The following is a 19,631-nucleotide window of genomic DNA, read 5'->3' on the forward strand; positions in this document are numbered from 1 at the left end:
TCCTTCTCCTTGGATGCCGCCGCTCAGGCGGCGAAGCGCGATACGAGCAGCGACTTGATCAGGTCGAACTGGTTGACCGTCATCCGGATGCGCTTGTTGAAGTAGTTCAGGAAGATCACGCAGACAATCGCGATGGTCAGGCCGCAGGCCGTGGCGGTCAGCGCATGGCCAATGCCGCCCGTCACGCCGTTTGGGTTCGCCGTGCCGCTCGTGCCGAGCACATTGAACGACTCCACCATGCCGATGATCGTGCCCAGCAGCCCGAGCAACGGTCCGAGCGTCACCGCCGTGTCGAGAATCCACAGATTGCGGTCGAGCCGCGGCATCTGGAACATGATGGTTTCCTCCAGTTCCCGCTCGACCACTGCTTCGGGCTTGCCACGCACCTTCAGCGCGCTTTTGACGAGTTCGCCCTGCACCGTTTGCCCATAGTGCTCGGCGACTTTCTGCGCGTCGGACAGGTTGGCCGGCTCGACCATCTTCAGATCGTGTTCGAGCGTCTTGCCCGCCTTGACCGCTCGCGAGAAAAACATGAAGCGCTCGACGATGATCGAGATGCCCAGCAGGAAGATGAAGGCCAGAATCGGAATCAGGCCCATCGATTGAACCGAATAATTGATAAGGGTATTGAGCACGGGGAACTCCGGTTACGTCTCTAACAATGTCGAGCCGCCGCGGTCCCGAAGACCGGGAGCCGAAGCGGCCGACCGACTAAACAGACTGCGTTGTACAAACAACCATCGCGCGACTCAGAAGCGATAAGTCGCACCGACCTGGAAGAAGCGGCCGATGTTGGTGTAAAGCGACTGGTCATAGCCGGTGATATCCGGCGTGGCCTGCCACTCCACGTCGAACGGCGGCTTGCGATCGAAAATGTTGTTGATGCCGCCGTAGATGGTCCAGTGCTTGAAGCCGCGATACGTGGCCATCAGGTTGAACTGGCTATACGAAGCCACCGACAAGGTGCCGCCGTCGCCGAATTCGTCCGCCACCGCGTTGGTGTACGGCCCGGTGTACTGCCACGTGAGCGTCGTGGTGAACTTGCGGTAATCCCAGCTCAGGCTCGTATTGCCCTTCCAGCGCGGATTGCTCGCGCCAAACGGCTGCAGCAGCGCAAGGTTGTTGCCGGCGAAGTCCTGGGTCGGCGCGCCGGGGCTATTGAGCTTGAAGTGCCACACGTAAGCCCAGTCGCCCGCCAGCGTGAAGGTACCGAACTTCGTGGCGACCGACTTGCGGAAGTTCATGTCGAAACCGTCGGTGTCGAGCGAGCCGAGATTGACGAACTGTTCCTTGATGTAGGCAACGGTGCCGTCGGCATTGCGAATCACCGTCGACGGGTCGTTTGCGTTCATCACCGCGTTCGGATCGTTGGTGCCGATCACGCCGTCGATGTGAATCTTATAGAACGCCGCGCCGATATCCGTTGACGAGTCCGGCGAAAGCTGGAAGCCAATGTTGTAGTTCTTGGTCCGCTCCGGCGAGAGGTTCGGATTGCCGTTGACCTGCTCGGTCGTGAAGTGCTTGGTCGGCACGCCGCTCGGGTCGTTCGGGTCCACCAGATTCTGGTGCGCGAGGTAGGTCGCCTGCGAGTTTTCGACGAGCGTCGGCGCACGGAAACCGCGACTGTACGACGCAAAGGTCGTGAGCGCCTGGACCGGCTGGAAGCGCAGCGCGAAACTCGGCGAGAAGGCCCCGCCGAAATCGCTGTAGTGGTCGTAACGGCCCGCCTGCGTGAACGTCAGGTTGCGGATGATCGGAATGTCGATCTGGTAATAGACGGCGGCCACGTTGCGCTCGCCGTCGACGGTCTGCACGTTGGCCGGCGCCGTCACGCCGAGTGCGCTGTAGGTGCGCGAGTTGATGATCGAGCTCTCGTGACGGAATTCCGTACCGAAGCCGACGCCGACGGGTCCGCCCGGCAGGTTGAACAGATTGCCCGTGGAGGTTTTCGCCGTCACGCTGTCGAGCTTCGAGATCGCCTGCTCGTAATCGTTCTGGAACACGCCGTTCAGTCCGTTCGGCGTGGCAGACGGATTTGAGAAGTTATATCCACCGTTTTGCAGAATGTTCTCGACGCCCGCCACGTTCAGCACGTTTCTGTAGGTGGTGTCGACGGTGCTTTGCGAGTGACCGTAGTCCGCGGACCAGTCCCAGTCGCCGAACTTCTGCGTGGTGAAGGAGCCCTTCACGCCCGTCATCGCGCGCCAGAAGGTGGACACCGTATCCGCCGAAACGGTATTCGGGAACGTGTAGTTGATCTGCGCCGGCGCGCCGAACGGGTTGAACGGGTTCGTTGCGGGGACCGTGCGCGACAGCGGCAGCGCGGAGCCGGTTGCCGGGTTGAACGCGTTCGTCGTGCTCGCAAGCGCAGCCGGACCTTCGTTCTGGACTGTCTCGTTGCGGCTCACCCACAAATCGGCGTAGGCCTGCACGTCGTCGTTGATCTTGAAGGTGCCACGCACCTTTGCGTTCAGACGGGTCGTGGACGGAACCAGCGACGTCGTGCTCGCCGGGTTCGATTTGCAGGTTGCGCCGCCGTTTGCCGACACGCTGCCGGGCGGGCATGGGCTCAGAGCGGTCTGGGTGCCGTCCGGCGCAGTCCAGTACGACTGCTGGTTGGGACCGAGCGGACCCGCGAGGCCGCCGGGGAACTGGCTGAAGTCCTGGTTGGCCGTCATCGACCGGTCGGCCAGCGAAGAGCCGCTGTCGCGGTAATAGCTCGCCGCCGCCGTCACGTTGAAGCGATCCGCATTCAGATCGCCGAAGCCGCCGAGCACGCCGAAGTTGCCTTGCGCATCGCCCGGATGCTGCGCCTTGCCGAGCTGGCCGTCGATCTGCAAGCCCTGAAAATTCTTCTTCGTGATGATGTTGACCACGCCCGCAATCGCGTCCGATCCATAGACGGACACCGCGCCGGTCTTCACGATATCGATGTGGTCCACCATGTTCAGCGGAATCGAATTCACGTCGAAGAACGTGTCCGTGAAGTTCACCGCCTTGCCGTAGTTCGCGACGCGCTGCCCGTCGACGAGCACCAGCGTGTATTTCTCGCTCAGACCACGGAGCGCAATGCCGCCGCCGCCCTGGGCCGAACTGTTCATCGTGGTCTGCCCCCAACTGCTGCCCGAGTTGGCCGACGTGCCGCGCAGAAAATCGGCCACGGTCGTGTAACCGCTTTGCTCGATTTCCTTGGGCGTGATGGTTTGCACCTCGGTATTGCCGACTTTGTCCGACGTGCGGATCAGCGAGCCGGTGACCTCGACCCGCTGCATCTTCGTGACGTTGCCCGGGTCGGCTACGGCGGGTGTAGCCGCAGTAGCCTCCGACGCCGGGGCCGCTGCGGCACTACCGGTCGGTTGGCTTTGCGCAAGCGCCGGCGCCGCGATCGCCGCCGACAACGCGAGTTCTGCCCAAACCATTCTTCTGATGGCCAACGCCAATGCCCTTTGTTTCATTTTCCCCTTCTCGCCTGTCAGTAAAGACCACACCTGTTGTGCAAAGAGAAGTCTTGTGAACTCCTCCGCCTTTTTTACAACGACGACGCACCACGATTTACCGCTCATGCCCCGCTTAAGTGCAAAACATGTCCAAAACCGTTAATTCGCTTTTATTCTTTATGGGAATGCATATACGACGATCCGATAAAAGAACTTCAAATAAGTAATCCTAATTACTTAACAAAATGAAAGCACTTTTCTTTCTGGAACATTTCATTTCTGTCCAAACCTTGGTATGACCATCACTTCACAATGGCTTCGTCGCGCCACGCACTTCGACCGCAAAACTGTTTCGGATACCTAAGTTCCTGTCGTTGAGCCGGGAATGCTGCAAAGGTCGTTACCCGCGCTCGGCTTTCGGGCGTTCGGGCAATTCTGTCAGGCAATAGAAAGCATTGGGCACCCCTCTCGCCTGTTCCGTTGCGCTGCCCTGCAAGCGCTGTCAGGTGCGGCAGGCGGCGCTTTGGGTGGCAGAAACATAGCAAGCCAGAATCGCCGAGTCAAAATTTGTTTGATGTGCGCAAATTTTGTTTCGTGCCCCCTGCGACGAGCTCGCCACCCTTTGCATTGGACGCTGCACCCTCAACCTGGACGCCGCACGAACTTCGAGCGCGAGCGAAGACAGCGGCCGAATGACGGACGCATGACTCTGCTCAGGCGGGAAAAGCGTGCGGAGAGATCTTATCTATCTCGCGGCCAGGCGCCGGCTGTTACGAGGCGCTCAATGGACTGGGACAATAACAAATCAAAATGGGCCGTCAAACTTTTTTTGATGGCATTGTTTCAATCTTGCACTACGCGGGACATTAGATGGATTGCTCCACCACGTGCGAATTTTGATGCCCTTTTCCCATACACGGAATGTGCGGATATCGTAATTCGACTAAACAAAGCATCGACCGGAACTAAACAACGAGGCGCGAAAGAAACTGGCGGTGAGGTGCGTTCGGATTTCGCGGGTAGTTGGCTGCCCTCGCTTGCGGTCGCCGCGTGCGGCCAGCATTGCGATGTCCACCGGCGGGATGCACGCGGCGTCGGCGTGGCATGCTTGACTTGCGTCAACCATGCTTTACCGCCTGGTGCGAGCATACAGCCAGTCAGGCGGCGAAGAGTCGCGTGCCCATTGCGGCCGAAGGCGGCACCGGCGGAAAGACGTCCCATGCACCGCTGCCATGCCGAAAGAACACAATGCTCAATGGACCCGTCGCTACCTGGCCTTCCAGGCGGACGTAGCGCGCCCCGTGGCTGCCGAAGCGCCCGACCTGGGTGATGCGCGCGGGGACCGAGCGCGTCGGCGCGAGCCATTTGTCGACAAGCGCCCTAAGGGGAATGATATTGCCGGTCATCGCGTGCTCCTCGGTCTGCGTCCAACGGGTGACTGAAGCTTGTTCAGCGGCCTTGTTGAGTACATTATTGGGAGCACGCCCGCAGAATTTAAATCAGCGCAGCGTGAATCGCTTGTAGTCGTTGAGGTTGTGCGGTAGGAGTTTTCTGACTTGCGTTTGCGGCGAGCGTCGCATGCCGGGAAGCGATGGGCGTTGGCAGCTTACGGAGGGCTGCGCGCAGTCAGGACTATTCGGGCAATCGGCTCAATCAGGGAAGCATCATGCGCAGACGGATGGCATACCTCGCCGCACTCGCGACCTTGCTCAGCGCATGTGCCTACGCCCCAACGCCCGCCCGCAGCCCGCAGGCGAGCGGCTCTGCTTGCAGCGCCGGCGCGCCGCTCGACCTCGAACGGTACATGGGGCGCTGGTACGTGATCGCCAACACACCCTTTCTCAGCGAACGGGATTACGTGGGCGACTACGACGAGTGGACACTACGTGCCGACGGAACGATCGAAGATAAATACCTCGGCCGACGCCACGACTTCGATCAACCGGTCACCGGAAGCCACTTCGTCGCCAAGGTGATGCCTGGCACCGGCAACACGAAGTGGCGAGTGGGTCTGATCTGGCCGTTCGAAGTGGTGGTCGTTACCGCCTATGTCGATCCCGACTACCGCTATACGATCCGGTGCATGGAGGACGGCAACATGGTGTGGATGCTTGCGCGCGACCCCGAGATGGACCAGGCCACCTACAAGGAGATGCTCGACCGGCTCGCCGCGTTGGGATTCAATACCGCCCGCATGCGTCGGGTTCCGCAAAAGCCGTCGCAGGTGGGCCAGCCGGGCTTCCGGTAAGCGCTCGGTGTAAGCCCGTCGTGTCCCGATCAGAACGATTCGCGCGAAAGGTGATTCACGTCGAGAGGCGCCTTGCCTTCCCAGGTCTCGGCGATTCTAGCTAGCGACGAAATGATGCAGTGAACCGATGTGCCCGCTGCGAAACTAGCCACTACGCCCGCGTCCCGCAGCGCACTTTGACTCTCCGGTCCGATAATACCGCCGACAACAATCGGTATTCGTAGACTGCGTTCGCACATGCGTTGATGCAATTGAGAAATCAACTCGCCATGCGCGCCGGCAAGCGACGATATGCCGATAATGTCAACGCACTCGCGCTCGGCCATGGCCAGCACCTCGTCAGGAGAGGCAAACATGGTTCCTGTGAAGACTTCGAAGCCCGCGTCACTCAGTGCGGCCGCGACAACTCGCGCTCCACGGTCGTGTCCGTCCTGACCGAGTTTTGCGATCAGCATGCGCGGGGCGCGGGCGAGGCGCCTGGTTGCATCGGCCACGGCACGGCAAGAGTCTTGCCATTCCGGATCGGTCGCAACCGTTTCACCGTAGAAGTCACGAGAAATGGGCAAGTCACACTGATATCTTGGCCAGATCACCTCTAGCGCCTGAGTGCACTCGCCAACGGTGGCGCGAGCTCGCACGCATGCCATCGTTAGCTCGAGAAGATTGTGGCTCCCGCTTCGAGCGGCTTCGGTTAATGCCTCGAGCGTCTCGCGCACTCGCTTTGGGTCGCGGCTAGCCCTGGTCTCCGCAAGCCTTCGGGCCTGCATCGTTTGCACCTGCCGCCCGTCGACCGTTTGCGGAACGGCAAGCTCATCTTCATCTCTCGCGAGAAACCGGTTGACGCCGACAATCGTCCGTTCGCCCGTTTCGATTTCTGCTTGCGTTTCTAAAGCACACCTGTGGATCTTGTCGCGCACCCAACCCGAAACAACGACTTCGACCACGCCGCCACGCTCGTCGATTTCATCCATGACAGCACGCACGCGTCGGGACATATCTGCCGTCACCGCTTCCATCATGTACGATCCCGCCCACGGATCGACGACCTCCGACACATGCGTTTCGTGCTGCAGAATCAATTGCGTATCGCGAGCGAGTCTCGCTGATTCTGTACAAGGAAGTGAAAGAGCTTCGTCGTATCCGTTAGTGTGCAGAGACTGCGTGCCGCCAAACACGGCCGCTAATGCCCCCACTGTCGTGCGCACGACATTGTTCATTGGCTTTTGCGCGGTCAACGCCCATCCGGAGGTCTGACAATGCATTCGCAGCGCGCGCGCTCTGTCTGTCGTGGCCCCACTGTGCGAAGCTATTTCCGACCAGAGGATTCGCGCCGCTCTGAGCTTTGCTATCTCGACGTAAAAGTCCATCCCCACGCCGAAGAAGAAGCTCATGCGCTCGCACGCGTCGTTGGCATCCATTCCCCGTTCCAACAGTATCTCTATGTACTTGCGGGCATTAGCCATCGTCAATGCAAGCTCAAGTACCGCGTCTGCTCCCGCCTCCTGGAAGTGGTATCCAGACACGGAGAGCGCATTGAATCTCGGCACGTGTCGGGAGAGATACTCGACAACGTCGGCCGCGATGCGCAATGAAGGTTCAGGTGCAAAAATGCTCGCGTTGCGCACCATGAACTCTTTCAAAATGTCATTCTGGATTGTCCCTCGCAGTTTGGATGCATGTATGCCGCGCTCCTCTGCTGCGACGATGAAAGCAGCAAGCACGGGGAGGACCGCCCCGTTCATCGTCATCGACACCGACACTGCGTCGAGCGCGATGCCCTCGAACAGCCGCGCCATGTCATCCACGGTATCGATAGCGACGCCGGTCATGCCGACATCCGCGCTCGCAGCCACGTCGTCCGAATCGTAGCCCCGTTGGGTCGGCAGATCGAATGCGACCGAAAGGCCCTGTGCGCCTTCGCTCAAAGCTCTGCGAAACGCGAGATTCGTGTCAGAGGCCTGCGCATAGCCCGCATACTGACGTATGGTCCAAGGCTTTTCTGTGTACATCGATGCGAACGGACCTCGCACGAACGGCGCTTCGCCCGGCATGCTGTCCAGATGCTCAATGCCGCAGAGATCCGCGCGCGTATATACCGACTTGAGCGGCACTGCACGATGCTGGCTCATCGGCGTCTCCAGCGTTTTTCAGTTATCACATCGGCGATCTTCATGCCGTCGCTTTTGCGGCGCACTTCTGTCCAGTGCCGGATGCCCTGTTCATTTTCCGCATGACCGACCATCCGCACGCTCAACGTGTCGCCTACGTCGACGTTGCCGTAGTAGAACAGCGAGCGGTTCGTCACGAGAGGCGGTTCGTCACATTGCCGCCATTGCCATTCGGCGCGGTCGACAAAGGCCTGGAAGCTCGCGAAGTACAGAAAGTTCGCGCCGTTGAAATCACCGTTGGGGCACGGCAGGAACTCGATCGGACCAGCCGCGGCTGGCTCGAGATCGGACAGCACGGTGCGGTCGGCCGCGCGCAGGCGCTTGCTCATTTGCAGCATCTGCGCTGCGCGTTCGGGCATCGGCGCGATTTCGCCTGACAACGCCGCCAGTGCTGCGCGCGCCACAACGCGATTGCTTCGCGCCTCGCCGCGTGTGAGGAAGGCAGACGACATCGACAGGTCCACGATTTGATTGCCGCCGCGCACGATCCGATGCGTGCTGAAGTGGCGCACAGGTCCCGTTCTGCATAGTGTGCTGTGAATATCGAACACGTCGTTTTCGGCGATCGCGTCGAGACCGCTAGTCTGCAAGCGGATCCCCGTGAAGGCCGCGTACGAACGGTGGCCGTTGTCGTCGTGGAAGTCGGGTTGCGCCCGCCCTGCGTGCTCGGCAAGCGCTTCCCAATGGCGATGCCCGCATTCCTTCAGCAGCCAGTTTTCGGACAGGCCCGTATAGCTCAGTTGCGGCATGCCGGCGCGATAGCGATGAATCATGCTCACGCCGCACGGCTCGCCGACGTGGCGATGGTCGAGCGGATCGCGCCGACAACATGCTCGGCATCGCGCGCGATTCCCGAGAAACGGCCCGATCCCCATGTATGCAGCCACGGCAGGCCGATAAAATACAAGCCCGCTTGCGGCGTGATGCCGCGATTATGGGCTGGATAGCCGCGCCCATTGAAAACGGGTGCATCGATCCAGCTGAAGTCGGGTCTAAAGCCAATACACCAGATGATCGACGCAATGCCGCTCTGTGCGAGATCGAGCGACGTGCGCTCGCCCTGAGGGCTCCACACCGGCTTGTAGGGAACACCCTGCGGAGCGTCGATACCGTGCTTGTCGATAAATGCGTCGATGCTCGCGTTGATGCGGTTGTAGGTGTCGTCGGCGCTATCGAGATTGCTGGTCAGATTCGGCGCGAAGTGCAGGCGGCCGTCGCGCAGGTCGTCGAGCCTGCCATACAGTTCCATGCCTTCCAGCGCAAAGCGCCGCAGGTCGATGTCGCGGCCGCCGTCGCGCCCCGTTACGTAGTGATTCGTGTTGTCACGTACGCCTTCGCGCAACGGATGCTGATCGACGGGCATGTCGTAGTAGCGCATGTCCGCGAGCCAGTCCACTACGTCGCGACCGCGATAAAAGCGGGCACAGCGCGGTGCTTCACCTACGGCAAGATACACCTTGCGGCCCGCAAGATGCAGGTCTTCGGCTATCTGCGCACCCGACTGCCCCGAGCCGACCACGAGCACCGCGCCTTTGGGCAATGCCTCCGGGTTGCGATAGTGCGACGACTGCATCTGCACGATCCCCGCAGGCAGACGCTCCGCCATGCGCGGCACGATGGGCGTGTGATAGCCGCCCGACGCGACCACGACCTGGTCGGCGGTGAAGTCGCCGTTCGACGTCGACACGAAGTAGCCGCCCGAGGGCAAACGCCTGACCTTGCGCACCTCCGTATGTTCGAGCACCGGTGCATCGACCATCGCGATGAAGCCGTCCAGATACGCGATGATCTCGTCCTTTTTCATGAAGCCGTGCGGGTCGTCGCCGCGATACGGATAGCCGGGCAGCGCGCATTGCCAGTTCGGCGTGACAAGGCAGAACGCGTCCCAGCGCTGCGAGCGCCACGTATGCGTGAGCGTATGCTTTTCGATGACCAGATGATCGATGCCGGCCTCTTTCAGGTAGTAGCTGATCGACAAACCCGCCTGCCCGCCGCCCACCACGATTACCATGTGGTGCGGAAGTTCATTCTGTGCATTGAATGCGATGCTGTTTTCGTTCAACATGGTTCGTTCCTGCCCACGGTTCAAATAAGTTCGACGACCTTGACTTTGGCATTCGGGTCGCTGGCGAAACGCTGCGCGAGTTCTTCAATCTGCGCGAGCTGGTCCATCGCAGCCGAACACGCAAAGCCGTATTTCTCGCGCACTCGTTCGGAGCCGATATGCAGCGCTTCGCGCGCCCTGCCGACAAAATCGTCGAGCGCGTAGCGTTGCCCTGCGACGAAAAACTCGCCGACCACCGTCGAAGGCGAATAGCAGTTGGCCTCGCTGCCGTCCGGCCACTGGACCTTGAAGTGCATGACTGGCATCACAAATCCTTTGAATGAGAAATTCAGGCGTTGAGCGCTCGCGGCGCGCGCTGCAGGTGGCGCTCATACAGCGCGATATGGCGGCGCGCACTGTCGCGCCAGCTAAAGCGGTTGAGCAGATCGGGCACCGCATGGTCGAAGTCGATGCCAGCCTCGCCCGCCAATGCGCGACGCAGCGCGCGGGCGATGCTTGCGGCGTCATCGGGTTGCGCCCAGCAGCAGACGCGTTCGTTCAGATAGTCGGTGAATGGTTCGGTCTTCGACACGACGACAGGCGTGCCCGCTGCAAGCGCTTCGAGCGTGACGAGCCCGAAGCCTTCATACACGGACACCATCGACACCACATCGGCACGGCGCATGAGTGCGGGAATGTCGTCGTCGTCGAGCGGGCCTGTCACGACGATCGACTCGCGTGGTCCGATGCGCAGATGGAGTTCGGCCGCACGCGCGAAGAAGCGGCGCGTGCAGGCATCGTGATCGAGCAGGCTCGCGCCGCCCGCAATCACCAGTTGCGCATCGGCGTGGGTTTGCCTGAGCAACGCAAACGCTTCGAGCAGTTGCAGGGTGTTCTTACGCGCTTCGATGCCGCCCACAGCGAGCACCACCGACGGTCCGTCAACACCAAGACGCGCGCAGATCGCTGCGTCACCCATTGCATTGGACCCGCGAAAGCGTTCCAGATCGACGCCGTTACTGACCGTCGACGCCTCGATGCCAAAGTCGTCGCGCATCTTTCGCGTCCACGTGTCGCTCACACAGAACACGGCGTCGGCGTCCGCGTATGCCCGCTGCTGCCAGGCGCTCAGACGAGCGTCGGTAAATACATCGAGGTGATGCACCGTGCGCACGAAGCCGCGAATGGCGCGCGCTTCGCGCAGTTCCGCCAGCGCGTTTCCGCTGATGCTGTCCTGTGCATGCAGAATGTCGAAGGCCGACGCCTGTTGCTCGAGTAAAGCGCTCTTGAGTGCATCGATCCGGGTCTGAACCATCGTCACCGTGTCGTTAGCATGGGCAGCGACAGGCGCGAGCACGACACGGCAACGCGAGGCTCGAAACATCGGCGCACCGTCCACGGACGGCGCAAAGATCGTCACGTCCAGTCCCGCTTCGTGCAGCGCGCCGCCTAGTTCGAGCGTATGCACGACACCGCCGCGCGGATTGACGGAATGCGTGAATAGCGCAATACGCAGTGCCGCGTCGTTCATTGTTCCGCTCCCGCTGGCGCGCCGATGAAAGCGCTGTCGTGGAAGCTCCATAGCAAGGCCGATTCACTTTGCTGCGTGAGCACGACTTCGCGCGACGCATCCACATGGCCGATCGTCGCGCATGCCAGTCCGCGTTGAACGAAGCGCGCCAGCACCTCATCGACATGTTGGTCGCGAACCGACAGCACGAACCCGTAACTCGGAAACGCACTCAGCCAGCGCTCGAAATCGACATGGGGCGGACGCGGTATCGCGTCGAGGTCGATGCGCGCGCCTGCACCCGAGCATTCGAGCAGCATCAGCGCGGTACCGAGCACGCCTGCCATGCTGATGTCTTTCGCGGCATCGCACAGACCGCCTTCCGCAAGTTGCGGGAGCAACTCCAGATCGTCGCGCAGGCGTTGCGCCGGCGCACCCACGGATGCGTTCCAGAACGGGTACGGGTCTTCGAAACGGCCGCGTAGATCGACGGCCATCACGAGGCTGTCACCTGGACGCGCATTGAAACTCGACAGCAACGCACTGGCACGGCCCACTATCGACACCGCGATTTGCGCCTGTGCGCTGCGTGTATTGCTATGCCCGCCGACAACCGGCACCCCGTACGCATTCGATGCCGCCGCCATGCCCGCCAGAATCTGCGCGGCGGATTCGAGCCCGTCGCTCCACAGAGCGTCGACCACGGCGAGCGGCCTGCCGCCCATCGCGTACACGTCGCTCACGTTGACCATCACGCTACTGTAGCCCGCGAACCACGGCATCGTTTCGACGAAGTCACTGACCAAACCTTCGATGGCGAATAGCAGATAGCCATTGCCATCGCGTAGCGCCGCACAGTCGTCGCCGACTGCCACGGCTTGCGCAAGATCGCGCGTGCCGTTCGGCAGCCGCGACGCCAGCGACGCAACCACGCCCGCAATATCCGTCTTGTGGCAAAAGCCCCGGCTTTTGCGCAGCCGGTCGACCAGAGAGTGCAAAGTCATGACCGGCCTCGCGAAGACGTGACGAATCCGCTTTCCGGCGTAAAGCACGGCGGATAGTGCGCGAGGTCCGCCTCCATCAGATGATGCGGCCGGCCGAACAGGGTCTCCTCTGCGACGGTCTGCCAGTGCAACCGCCGGAACAGCGGTGCATTCTGGCTTTGCACATGCGCGAGGAACGTATCGCATCCCAGCGCGTGGGCGCTGCTCACTGCAAGGCGTATCAACGTCGATCCGAGCTTGCCGTGCGAGCGGAATGCGGCGTGCACGGCGAGGCGCGAGCCGAGCCAGCGGCGTGGCTGCATTTGATGAATGCGCACCGTCCCAACCACTTGTTCGGGAATGCCTGCAATGCAGCTGAGCGCCACCAGCAGCTTCGCATCACGGTCGATGTCGTCGCGATCGTCTCCGACGAAGATGCCTTGCTCGACGCAGAACACAGCGCGCCGCAACGCATACGCCTCCTTGCTTTCCCACGGCAGCGTCGCCCATTTCACCCGGTATTCGGCCGGTGTGAAGGCGAGCGGTAAGGCATCGAGTTCATCGATGGTTTCGCAGAACATGATTACGCCTCGTACGATGCCAGCGACGAACACGCGCCACATTTACCGCAACCGGCCTTGATATCGGCCGAACGCATCTGTGCATCACGCAGCATGGCGCCTAGCGGCTCGAGGATCGACTTCATGAATGCATGGGAAGGCGGCGGATGATCTTCGAGTGGCGTGCCGCTAATCGGCACGAACGGTACGACGAACGGATACACGCCCATGTCGATCAGTTCGCGCGATATCGACAGGATCGCTTCTGCCGTGTCGCCGAGACCCGCCAGAATGTAGGTGCTGACCTGCCCCTTGCCGAACACGCCGACGGCCGCCTTGAACGCTTCCATATAGCGCGAGACGGGCACGCTCGCCTTGCCCGGCATCACGCGCGCGCGCACCTCCGGCGTCACGACTTCGAGATGCATGCCCAAGGTGTCGATGCCGCTCGCCTTCATGCGCTCGAACCATGCGTCGTTGTCCGGTGGCTCGCATTGCGCCTGAATCGGCAGATCGACGGCCGCCTTGATCGCAAACGCACTCTCGCAGAGGATCTGTGCGCCGCGATCCGGCGTCGGCGGGGTGCCGGTGGTCAGCACCATGTGCTTCACGCCGTCCAGCAACACCGCGGCGCGCGCCACTTCTGCGAGTTGCTCCGGTGTCTTGCGTGCAATCGTGCGGCCTGCCGCGAGCGACTGTCCGATCGCGCAGAACTTGCACGTCTTCTTGCGGCTCTCGTAGCGGATACAGGTTTGCAGCACCGTCGTCGCAAGCACGTCGGTGCTGTGCAGTGTCGCGATATGCGAGTACGGCACGCCGTCCAGCGTTTGCAGCTTCGTGAAGCGTGGCGCATTCGGAAAGCTGATGCTGGCAATCGGGATCGTTCCGCGCAGCAAAGCGCTCGCGCCCGATTCGTCCGGTGCCCCCGCGATAAACGGCGAATTCCACGCGGAGCTCGTATGCACGGGCACCATGATGGTCACGCCGTCCACGGTCACGGCCTTGTGATCCGATGGGCCGGCGCCGCCGCGCCGGCTCGCGGCGCCCGCGTTCGGGTCGACGAGACGCAGCCCCACCGACTGCAACTCCGTACGCAGTTCAGTCATCTGGCGCTGTGTGCGCGGCTCAGCCGGCGACAGGCTCATGTTGGCATTCATCGTGACCTCCGTTTGTGGTTTCAGGCGCCGCCTGCGCGCCCGCGCGTTCGAACGACATCGACATCGGCGCAACCGGCATCGCGGGACGATCGTTGATCGCGAGACTCAGCAGTTCTGGGCGCGCGTAATGGCCAACGGAGTCCATCATCCGTTTGCGCTTTGTGATCAGAGACATGTCCAGGTCCGCGACGACCATACCTTCGCCTTCGCGCAGTGGCTCGGCGAGATGCTGGCCTTCCGGCGACACGATTGCCGTCATGCAGCCGCCGCGCAGCGCCTTTTGCAGCTTCGGATCGGTCGTCACCGATTCGATCTGCGCATCGCTTAGCCAGCCCGTCGAATTGACGACGAAGCAGCCCGATTCGAGTGCGTGATGGCGAATCGTGACTTCAATCTGCTCGGCAAAAATGGGGCCGACGAGCGAACCGGGAAACTGGCTGCAATGAATTTCTTCGTGCTGCGTCATCAGTGCGTAGCGCGCGAGCGGGTTGTAATGCTCCCAGCACGCGAGCGCGCCGACGCGTGCGACGCCCGTGTGCGCAACCTTGAGACCCGCCGCGTCGCCTTGCCCCCAGATCATCCGTTCATGGAAGGTCGGGGTGATCTTGCGACGCTTGAGCACGAGGCGCCCGTCGACATCGAACACGAGCTGTGTGTTGTACAGGCTGCCGTGATCACGCTCGTTCACTCCGAGCACGACTACCATCCCGTGACGGCATGCACGCTCGCTCACCGCTTGCGTGACAGGGCCTGGCACAGCGACCGCCTCTTCATAAAGCCGCATATGTTCAGCACCTGACGCGACCGGCGGACGCACGAACGAAAAATACGGGTAGTACGGCACGAACGTCTCGGGAAAGACGATTAGCTGCACGCCTCTCGACGCGGCTTCGTCAATAGCGGCGCAGACCCGCTCGAGCGTACCGCCACTACGCTCCATGTCCGGCGCGATCTGCACTGCCGCTGCCCGGATGACTCGCTGATGAGACATGATGGGCACCCCGTGCACTCAGACAGTCCATGTGTGGATGATCAGCGCGTTCTCCTTGCGATGCAGCAGTTGCAGATCGAGCACGTCGAGCGGATTGATCGGCCGGATGCCTTCTATCAGCGACGCCTCGCCGTGACCGTACAGTGCTTGCAATGCGAAGCGGCATGCATAGACCTTGCCGCCCTCTTCCATGAACTTGACGAGCTGCTTGTTGAAGTTCAGATGGCCGGGGAAGGCTTCGTCGCCGAGCGTCGGGAAGCCGCGTTGCAAGCCGAGCGTGACGCCTGGGCCGTAAAGCAGCACCGACGTATCGAAGCCCTTGCGCTGCAAACGCGTCGCCTGCAACAGGTTCACAAAGCCGATGGAACCTTCGAACGCGACGGTGTGAAAAGTGACGAGTGCCTTCTCACCCGGTTCGGCCTTGACGTCGGGAAAGACCTTCTCTTCGTAGTCGACCAGGTAATCGCCTTTCTGATGCAGAGGTTTGTTGACGGCAGGCATTTGACTCTCCAATAAGTCGCGTATTGATCGGATTGCCTAAGTGGGAAATATCCCGATTGGCGAATCCTTTAACGCAACACGTATGCCAATTTCCGCCGCGGCTCATGCGATCAACTTCCAATCAATCAACCGTCGAGTGTTCTCGCGACCCGAAAAAACTTTTTGCGAGCTCCGTCCGGCGCGGGTTTCCGGGATTCGCAGCGTGCCGGTGTGCACCGCTTTCGCACAGCACGGCAGCCCGCTTTGCGTGCGTATGGTGCGCTGGAGCCCGCAAATGAGCATTCATCCAATCAATGCGATCAATGGCCCAGACAATTGCAAACACATTTATTTTTCCGGAAATCCGCGTGTTACTTTTAAATCACGCACTCTCACGCACTCTGACGCACTCTCACGCATTCCGCAGCGGGATTTCAGCATGGACAGTCTCACGCATCACTGGCTCAAGCGCTTGAGCGAAAGCCGCAAACCGGCGTACCTCGTGATACCGGACCTGATTGAAGAGGATCTCGCGAGCGGACGTCTACGGCCGCGGGACCGCTTGCCCGGACTGCGCGATCTGGCAGGGGCCTTGCAACTGAACTACACGACAGTCGCGCGCGCGTATGCGGAAGCGCGCAAGCGCGGCCTGCTCGACGCACGAGCGGGCAGCGGAACGTTCGTGCGCGGGCGCACGCAGACGCTGCCCCTGCCGGGCGGCAGCAGCGTCGAGATGTCGATGAACATGCCGCCTGAGCCGCCCGAGCTTGCGGCGCGACTGAGAGAGTCGTCTGCCCAACTGCTCGCGCAGACGGACCCTTATCACCTGCTACGCTACCAGGATTTCGGCGGCACACCCGACGACCGCGCTGCGGGTCGCGCATGGCTCAAGGAACGCTTGCCCGCCTGCGAAGAAGATACCGTACTCGTGTGCCCCGGCATTCATAGCGCACTTGTCGCCCTTGTCTCGCAACTCGCGAGGCCAGGCGAAACCATTTGTCTCGACACGCTCGCTTATCCCGGCATCAAAGCCATCGCGTCGCAACTCGGCGTGCGTCTGCAGCCGTTGCCGCGCGATGAAGAAGGACCTTTGCCGCACGCATTCGAAGCACTCTGCAAGACCGAAAAGCCCGGCGCGCTCTATTGCAATCCGACCTTGCAGAATCCAAGCACACTGACATTGTCAGTACAACGACGCGAAGCGCTAGCCGATGTCGCGTTGCGCTATAGCGTCCCCATCATCGAAGATGACGCGTATGGCTGGCTGCCCACGAACAAGCCTGTCGCACTGGCATCTCTAGCGCCTGAGCTGACATGGTACGTGACGGGCTTCTCGAAGACGCTCGGTGCAGGGCTGCGCGTCGCGTATCTGCGCGCACCCACGCCGAGACAGACGCAGCGTGTGGCGGGTGCCCTGCGTGCGACAACAGTAATGCCGAGTCCGTTTACCGTGCTCCTGGCAACGCAATGGGTCAATGACGGCACTGCCCACGAAATGCTTGGGGCCATCCGCAAGGAAGCGAATGTGCGACAGACGATCGCGTCGCAGGAACTCGCGAACTGGCAGTACGATTCGCAGCCAGACGGCTTTCACTTGTGGTTACCCATTCCCGTGCAATGCGATTGGAGCGCGTCGGAGCTTGCGCTGCAGCTGCGCAATCAAGGCGTGGGAGCTGTTGCAGGTGCGGCCTTTTCGACGGACGGCAACCCGCCTAACACGATTCGCGTGTGTTTGGGTGGGCCGCAGGACAGAAACGATTGCCGTGAGGCTTTGCAGCGAGTCGCAGAGATGTTGAACGATCCCCATCATCTGCATCTGCCTGTCATGTGAAGGATGAGCGCTTATATCGCGCGCAAAGGTCGGGACTGCACAGCATGAATGCCTTTGCGCAACGCCGCAACGCCCTCCTCGAGCCGTCACCAGAAAGCCTCAGGGGTCCGATCGACTCCCGTTACGGGCTCATCGCTCTAAAAGACTAAAGACCTCGATATCCATACCGTTAACAAGGGAAAGGAGACGGCGCTATGCCTTTTGCCGTGTGTCGACTCTCACCTCCTGACCGGATCAGCACTCATGCGAAACAATCAACCCGTCACGCAACGTGAATTCGAGTTTCCCGACAACGCGACCTTAATGTCGACTACGGATACTCAGAGCAACATCACCTATGCGAACGCGGCTTTTGTCGACGTTAGTGGATTCAGTCCTGAGGAGATCCATGGGCAGCCGCACAATCTGGTGCGGCATCCCGACATGCCCAAAGAGGCCTTCGCCGACATGTGGGCCACACTCAAACGCGGCGAGCCTTGGACCGCGTTGGTGAAGAACCGGCGCAAGAACGGCGATCACTACTGGGTTCGCGCCAACGCGACACCGGTTGTCAGGAACGGCCAGCCGGTGGGCTATATGTCCGTGCGGACCAAAGCCTCGCGCGAGGAAATTGCCGCCGCTGAGGCGCTCTACAAGGATTTTCGCGAAGGCAACGCTCGCAACCGGCGATTTCACAGCGGGCTGATCGTTCGTCGCGGCCTGATGAGCTGGACGTCGGTGTTGCAGACAATGCCCGTGCGCTGGCGCATTCGTTCGGCGCTCCTGTTTCTGGCGCCGACACTTGTCCTCGGTGCCTGGGCGCTCGGTCTGGCGGGCGGCGCGCTTGGCGGGTTTGCCGGGGGGACGGCGATCTGCCTATTGCTCGCCTCATGGTGGCTGGAAGCGCAGATCGCACGGCCACTCGAACAGATGCGGCAACAGGCGCTGCGCGTGGCTTCAGGTGAAAGCCAGAAGGTCACGCATATGAATCGCGTCGACGAGATCGGCATGACGCTGCGCACGATCAGTCAGCTAGGTCTGATGTTTCGCTGGTTGATCGACGACGTCAGCGGGCAGGTGCTCAATGTACAAACCGCGAGCAACGAGATCGCGCAGGGTAACACTGATCTCAGTACGCGCACCGAACAGGCCGCGACAAGCGTTCAGCAAACGGCTGCATCAATGACGCAGATGACCGCCACTGTGAAAAGCAATGCAGAGACGGCGACCCAGGCGAATCAGCTCTCAGGTACTGCAAGCGACGCAGCGGCAAGAGGAGGACAGGCAGTGTCGGAGGTGGTGACCACAATGAACGACATCACCGACAGCTCCAAAAAAATCGCCGACATTATCGGCGTGATCGACGGCATCGCTTTCCAGACCAACATACTGGCGCTTAACGCAGCCGTTGAGGCTGCACGTGCCGGCGAGCAGGGGCGCGGTTTTGCAGTCGTTGCGGCCGAGGTTCGCGCGCTCGCACAGCGGAGCGCCAGCGCGGCGAAGGAGATCAAGAGTTTGATTGGTGCCAGCGTCGCGAAGGTCGAATCAGGCTCGAGGCTCGTCGATGACGCCGGCAAGACCATGGACGAAATTGTCGTTCAGGTGAAACGCGTCTCGGACCTGATTGCCGAGATCAGCTCGGCCACCACCGAGCAGAGCAGCGGCATCGAGCTAGTTGGCCGGGCCGTTACCGATCTCGACCATATCACCCAACAGAACGCCGCACTGGTGGAGCAGAGCGCAGCGGCGTCTGAGAGCCTGAAGCAGCAGGCAACCCGCCTGGTCGAGGCAGTGAGTGTTTTCCGTTGAGGGTGCTCGCCTCCTGACTTCGGCTCTGCAGGGTTGCGCGCCGGGATAGGCTTCGGCCGTGTTCTGCCCAGACGATGGATTGGAGATGCACCTCTACCGCGAGCCGGTCGAGTCCGTTCTCGCGCAAGGGCGACAGCCGGCACGCGTTCCATCATGCGCGTGGTCCGGCCGCCTTCCCAGCCGATATCGAGCCCGCCCGCCGTCAGCGTGCCTGCCCGGCACCTTCACCTGTTTGGGCGGCAAGGTCTCGCGCCGCGCCACCCGTTTGACCTGCACGATCACGACACCGCCTGCGCGGCGCGTTGCCTATGCCATCGCGAGCATCTCACCAAGCACGGCTTCTTCTTCCATCGTCACGTTGCCGTCTTCGTCGGCGGTCGTGCCACGAATGAACGTCACGTTCAGCGGCAACGGCTTGAGCCGCAAATATTCCT

16 protein-coding genes are annotated in these 19,631 nt (G+C 61.3%); 3 read left to right on the plus strand and 13 right to left on the minus strand.

From position 1 onward, the window contains the following. Positions 1 to 23: 23 nt before the first annotated feature. From JNB89_RS13050 to JNB89_RS13060, 3 genes are all read right to left on the minus strand, one after another. Positions 24 to 635, minus strand: a complete 612-nt coding sequence (locus JNB89_RS13050) for a MotA/TolQ/ExbB proton channel family protein (RefSeq protein ID WP_013343245.1) — start codon at positions 633 to 635, stop codon at positions 24 to 26. A gap of 114 nt (positions 636 to 749) precedes the next feature. After that, positions 750 to 3,455, minus strand: a complete 2,706-nt coding sequence (locus tag JNB89_RS13055; RefSeq protein ID WP_220362434.1) for a TonB-dependent receptor — start codon at positions 3,453 to 3,455, stop codon at positions 750 to 752. A 1,139-nt stretch (positions 3,456 to 4,594) separates the two neighbouring features. Then, entirely contained in the window at positions 4,595 to 4,843 is a 249-nt protein-coding gene (locus tag JNB89_RS13060) for a hypothetical protein (protein WP_220362435.1), read from the minus strand. A 260-nt stretch (positions 4,844 to 5,103) separates the two neighbouring features. On the opposite strand from JNB89_RS13060, the gene JNB89_RS13065 reads away from it, so the two are divergent. Beyond that, the gene (locus tag JNB89_RS13065; protein WP_220362436.1) at positions 5,104 to 5,685 is read left to right on the plus strand and encodes a lipocalin family protein; all 582 of its coding nucleotides are present in this window, start codon (positions 5,104 to 5,106) and stop codon (positions 5,683 to 5,685) included. Between the two features lie 29 nt (positions 5,686 to 5,714). Here JNB89_RS13065 and scpA read toward each other — a convergent pair whose 3' ends face one another. Genes scpA through JNB89_RS13115 form a run of 10 tightly spaced genes read right to left on the minus strand, consistent with a single transcriptional unit; the run spans position 5,715 to position 15,599 of the window. Next, positions 5,715 to 7,814 (minus strand): methylmalonyl-CoA mutase, encoded by a 2,100-nt coding sequence (gene scpA / locus JNB89_RS13070; protein WP_220362437.1) that lies wholly within the window; start codon positions 7,812 to 7,814, stop codon positions 5,715 to 5,717. Continuing rightward, complete coding sequence (locus tag JNB89_RS13075) at positions 7,811 to 8,626, minus strand: Pnap_2097 family protein (protein ID WP_220362438.1); 816 nt, start codon at positions 8,624 to 8,626, stop codon at positions 7,811 to 7,813. The genes scpA and JNB89_RS13075 overlap by 4 nt, the downstream gene beginning before the upstream one ends. A 2-nt stretch (positions 8,627 to 8,628) precedes the next feature. Next, complete coding sequence (locus JNB89_RS13080; protein WP_220362439.1) at positions 8,629 to 9,918, minus strand: MSMEG_0569 family flavin-dependent oxidoreductase; 1,290 nt, start codon at positions 9,916 to 9,918, stop codon at positions 8,629 to 8,631. Between the two features lie 20 nt (positions 9,919 to 9,938). After that, positions 9,939 to 10,223, minus strand: a complete 285-nt coding sequence (locus JNB89_RS13085) for an MSMEG_0570 family nitrogen starvation response protein (RefSeq protein ID WP_220362440.1) — start codon at positions 10,221 to 10,223, stop codon at positions 9,939 to 9,941. A 23-nt stretch (positions 10,224 to 10,246) separates the two neighbouring features. Continuing rightward, complete coding sequence (locus JNB89_RS13090) at positions 10,247 to 11,428, minus strand: MSMEG_0565 family glycosyltransferase (RefSeq protein ID WP_220362441.1); 1,182 nt, start codon at positions 11,426 to 11,428, stop codon at positions 10,247 to 10,249. After that, positions 11,425 to 12,411, minus strand: a complete 987-nt coding sequence (locus JNB89_RS13095; RefSeq protein ID WP_220362442.1) for a sll0787 family AIR synthase-like protein — start codon at positions 12,409 to 12,411, stop codon at positions 11,425 to 11,427. The genes JNB89_RS13090 and JNB89_RS13095 overlap by 4 nt, the downstream gene beginning before the upstream one ends. Continuing rightward, a complete protein-coding gene (locus JNB89_RS13100) occupies positions 12,408 to 12,971 on the minus strand; it encodes an MSMEG_0567/Sll0786 family nitrogen starvation N-acetyltransferase (RefSeq protein WP_013343234.1) in 564 nt (187 codons plus the stop codon). Before JNB89_RS13100 ends, JNB89_RS13095 begins: the two co-directional genes overlap by 4 nt. A 2-nt stretch (positions 12,972 to 12,973) precedes the next feature. Continuing rightward, the gene (locus tag JNB89_RS13105; protein ID WP_135895710.1) at positions 12,974 to 14,107 is read right to left on the minus strand and encodes an MSMEG_0568 family radical SAM protein; all 1,134 of its coding nucleotides are present in this window, start codon (positions 14,105 to 14,107) and stop codon (positions 12,974 to 12,976) included. Beyond that, entirely contained in the window at positions 14,076 to 15,098 is a 1,023-nt protein-coding gene (locus tag JNB89_RS13110; protein WP_220362443.1) for a Nit6803 family nitrilase, read from the minus strand. Before JNB89_RS13110 ends, JNB89_RS13105 begins: the two co-directional genes overlap by 32 nt. A gap of 18 nt (positions 15,099 to 15,116) precedes the next feature. Then, a complete protein-coding gene (locus JNB89_RS13115) occupies positions 15,117 to 15,599 on the minus strand; it encodes an MSMEG_0572/Sll0783 family nitrogen starvation response protein (protein WP_012403844.1) in 483 nt (160 codons plus the stop codon). Positions 15,600 to 16,017: 418 nt separating this feature from the next. On the opposite strand from JNB89_RS13115, the gene JNB89_RS13120 reads away from it, so the two are divergent. Both JNB89_RS13120 and JNB89_RS13125 read left to right on the plus strand, forming a co-directional pair. Then, a complete protein-coding gene (locus JNB89_RS13120; RefSeq protein ID WP_041729746.1) occupies positions 16,018 to 17,409 on the plus strand; it encodes a PLP-dependent aminotransferase family protein in 1,392 nt (463 codons plus the stop codon). 243 nt (positions 17,410 to 17,652) lie between these two features. Further along, positions 17,653 to 19,197: a methyl-accepting chemotaxis protein gene (locus JNB89_RS13125; RefSeq protein WP_220362444.1), complete on the plus strand. Its 1,545-nt coding sequence runs from the start codon at positions 17,653 to 17,655 to the stop codon at positions 19,195 to 19,197. Positions 19,198 to 19,631 lie beyond the last annotated feature (434 nt).

The sequence above is a fragment of the Paraburkholderia phenoliruptrix genome (genome assembly GCF_019511605.1).
GTDB classification, from domain to species: Bacteria; Pseudomonadota; Gammaproteobacteria; order Burkholderiales; family Burkholderiaceae; genus Paraburkholderia; species Paraburkholderia phenoliruptrix_A.

Coding starts and splice junctions, on each gene's coding strand:
- JNB89_RS13085 (WP_220362440.1), bottom strand. CDS start 10,223: ATGCCAGTCATGCACTTCAAGGTCCAGTGGCCGGACGGCAGCGAGGCC.
- JNB89_RS13060 (WP_220362435.1), bottom strand. CDS start 4,843: ATGACCGGCAATATCATTCCCCTTAGGGCGCTTGTCGACAAATGGCTC.
- JNB89_RS13120 (WP_041729746.1), top strand. CDS start 16,018: ATGGACAGTCTCACGCATCACTGGCTCAAGCGCTTGAGCGAAAGCCGC.
- JNB89_RS13090 (WP_220362441.1), bottom strand. CDS start 11,428: ATGAACGACGCGGCACTGCGTATTGCGCTATTCACGCATTCCGTCAAT.
- JNB89_RS13055 (WP_220362434.1), bottom strand. CDS start 3,455: ATGAAACAAAGGGCATTGGCGTTGGCCATCAGAAGAATGGTTTGGGCA.
- JNB89_RS13105 (WP_135895710.1), bottom strand. CDS start 14,107: ATGAATGCCAACATGAGCCTGTCGCCGGCTGAGCCGCGCACACAGCGC.
- JNB89_RS13095 (WP_220362442.1), bottom strand. CDS start 12,411: ATGACTTTGCACTCTCTGGTCGACCGGCTGCGCAAAAGCCGGGGCTTT.
- JNB89_RS13110 (WP_220362443.1), bottom strand. CDS start 15,098: ATGTCTCATCAGCGAGTCATCCGGGCAGCGGCAGTGCAGATCGCGCCG.
- JNB89_RS13115 (WP_012403844.1), bottom strand. CDS start 15,599: ATGCCTGCCGTCAACAAACCTCTGCATCAGAAAGGCGATTACCTGGTC.
- scpA (WP_220362437.1), bottom strand. CDS start 7,814: ATGAGCCAGCATCGTGCAGTGCCGCTCAAGTCGGTATATACGCGCGCG.
- JNB89_RS13065 (WP_220362436.1), top strand. CDS start 5,104: ATGCGCAGACGGATGGCATACCTCGCCGCACTCGCGACCTTGCTCAGC.
- JNB89_RS13080 (WP_220362439.1), bottom strand. CDS start 9,918: ATGTTGAACGAAAACAGCATCGCATTCAATGCACAGAATGAACTTCCG.
- JNB89_RS13100 (WP_013343234.1), bottom strand. CDS start 12,971: ATGTTCTGCGAAACCATCGATGAACTCGATGCCTTACCGCTCGCCTTC.
- JNB89_RS13125 (WP_220362444.1), top strand. CDS start 17,653: ATGCGAAACAATCAACCCGTCACGCAACGTGAATTCGAGTTTCCCGAC.
- JNB89_RS13075 (WP_220362438.1), bottom strand. CDS start 8,626: ATGATTCATCGCTATCGCGCCGGCATGCCGCAACTGAGCTATACGGGC.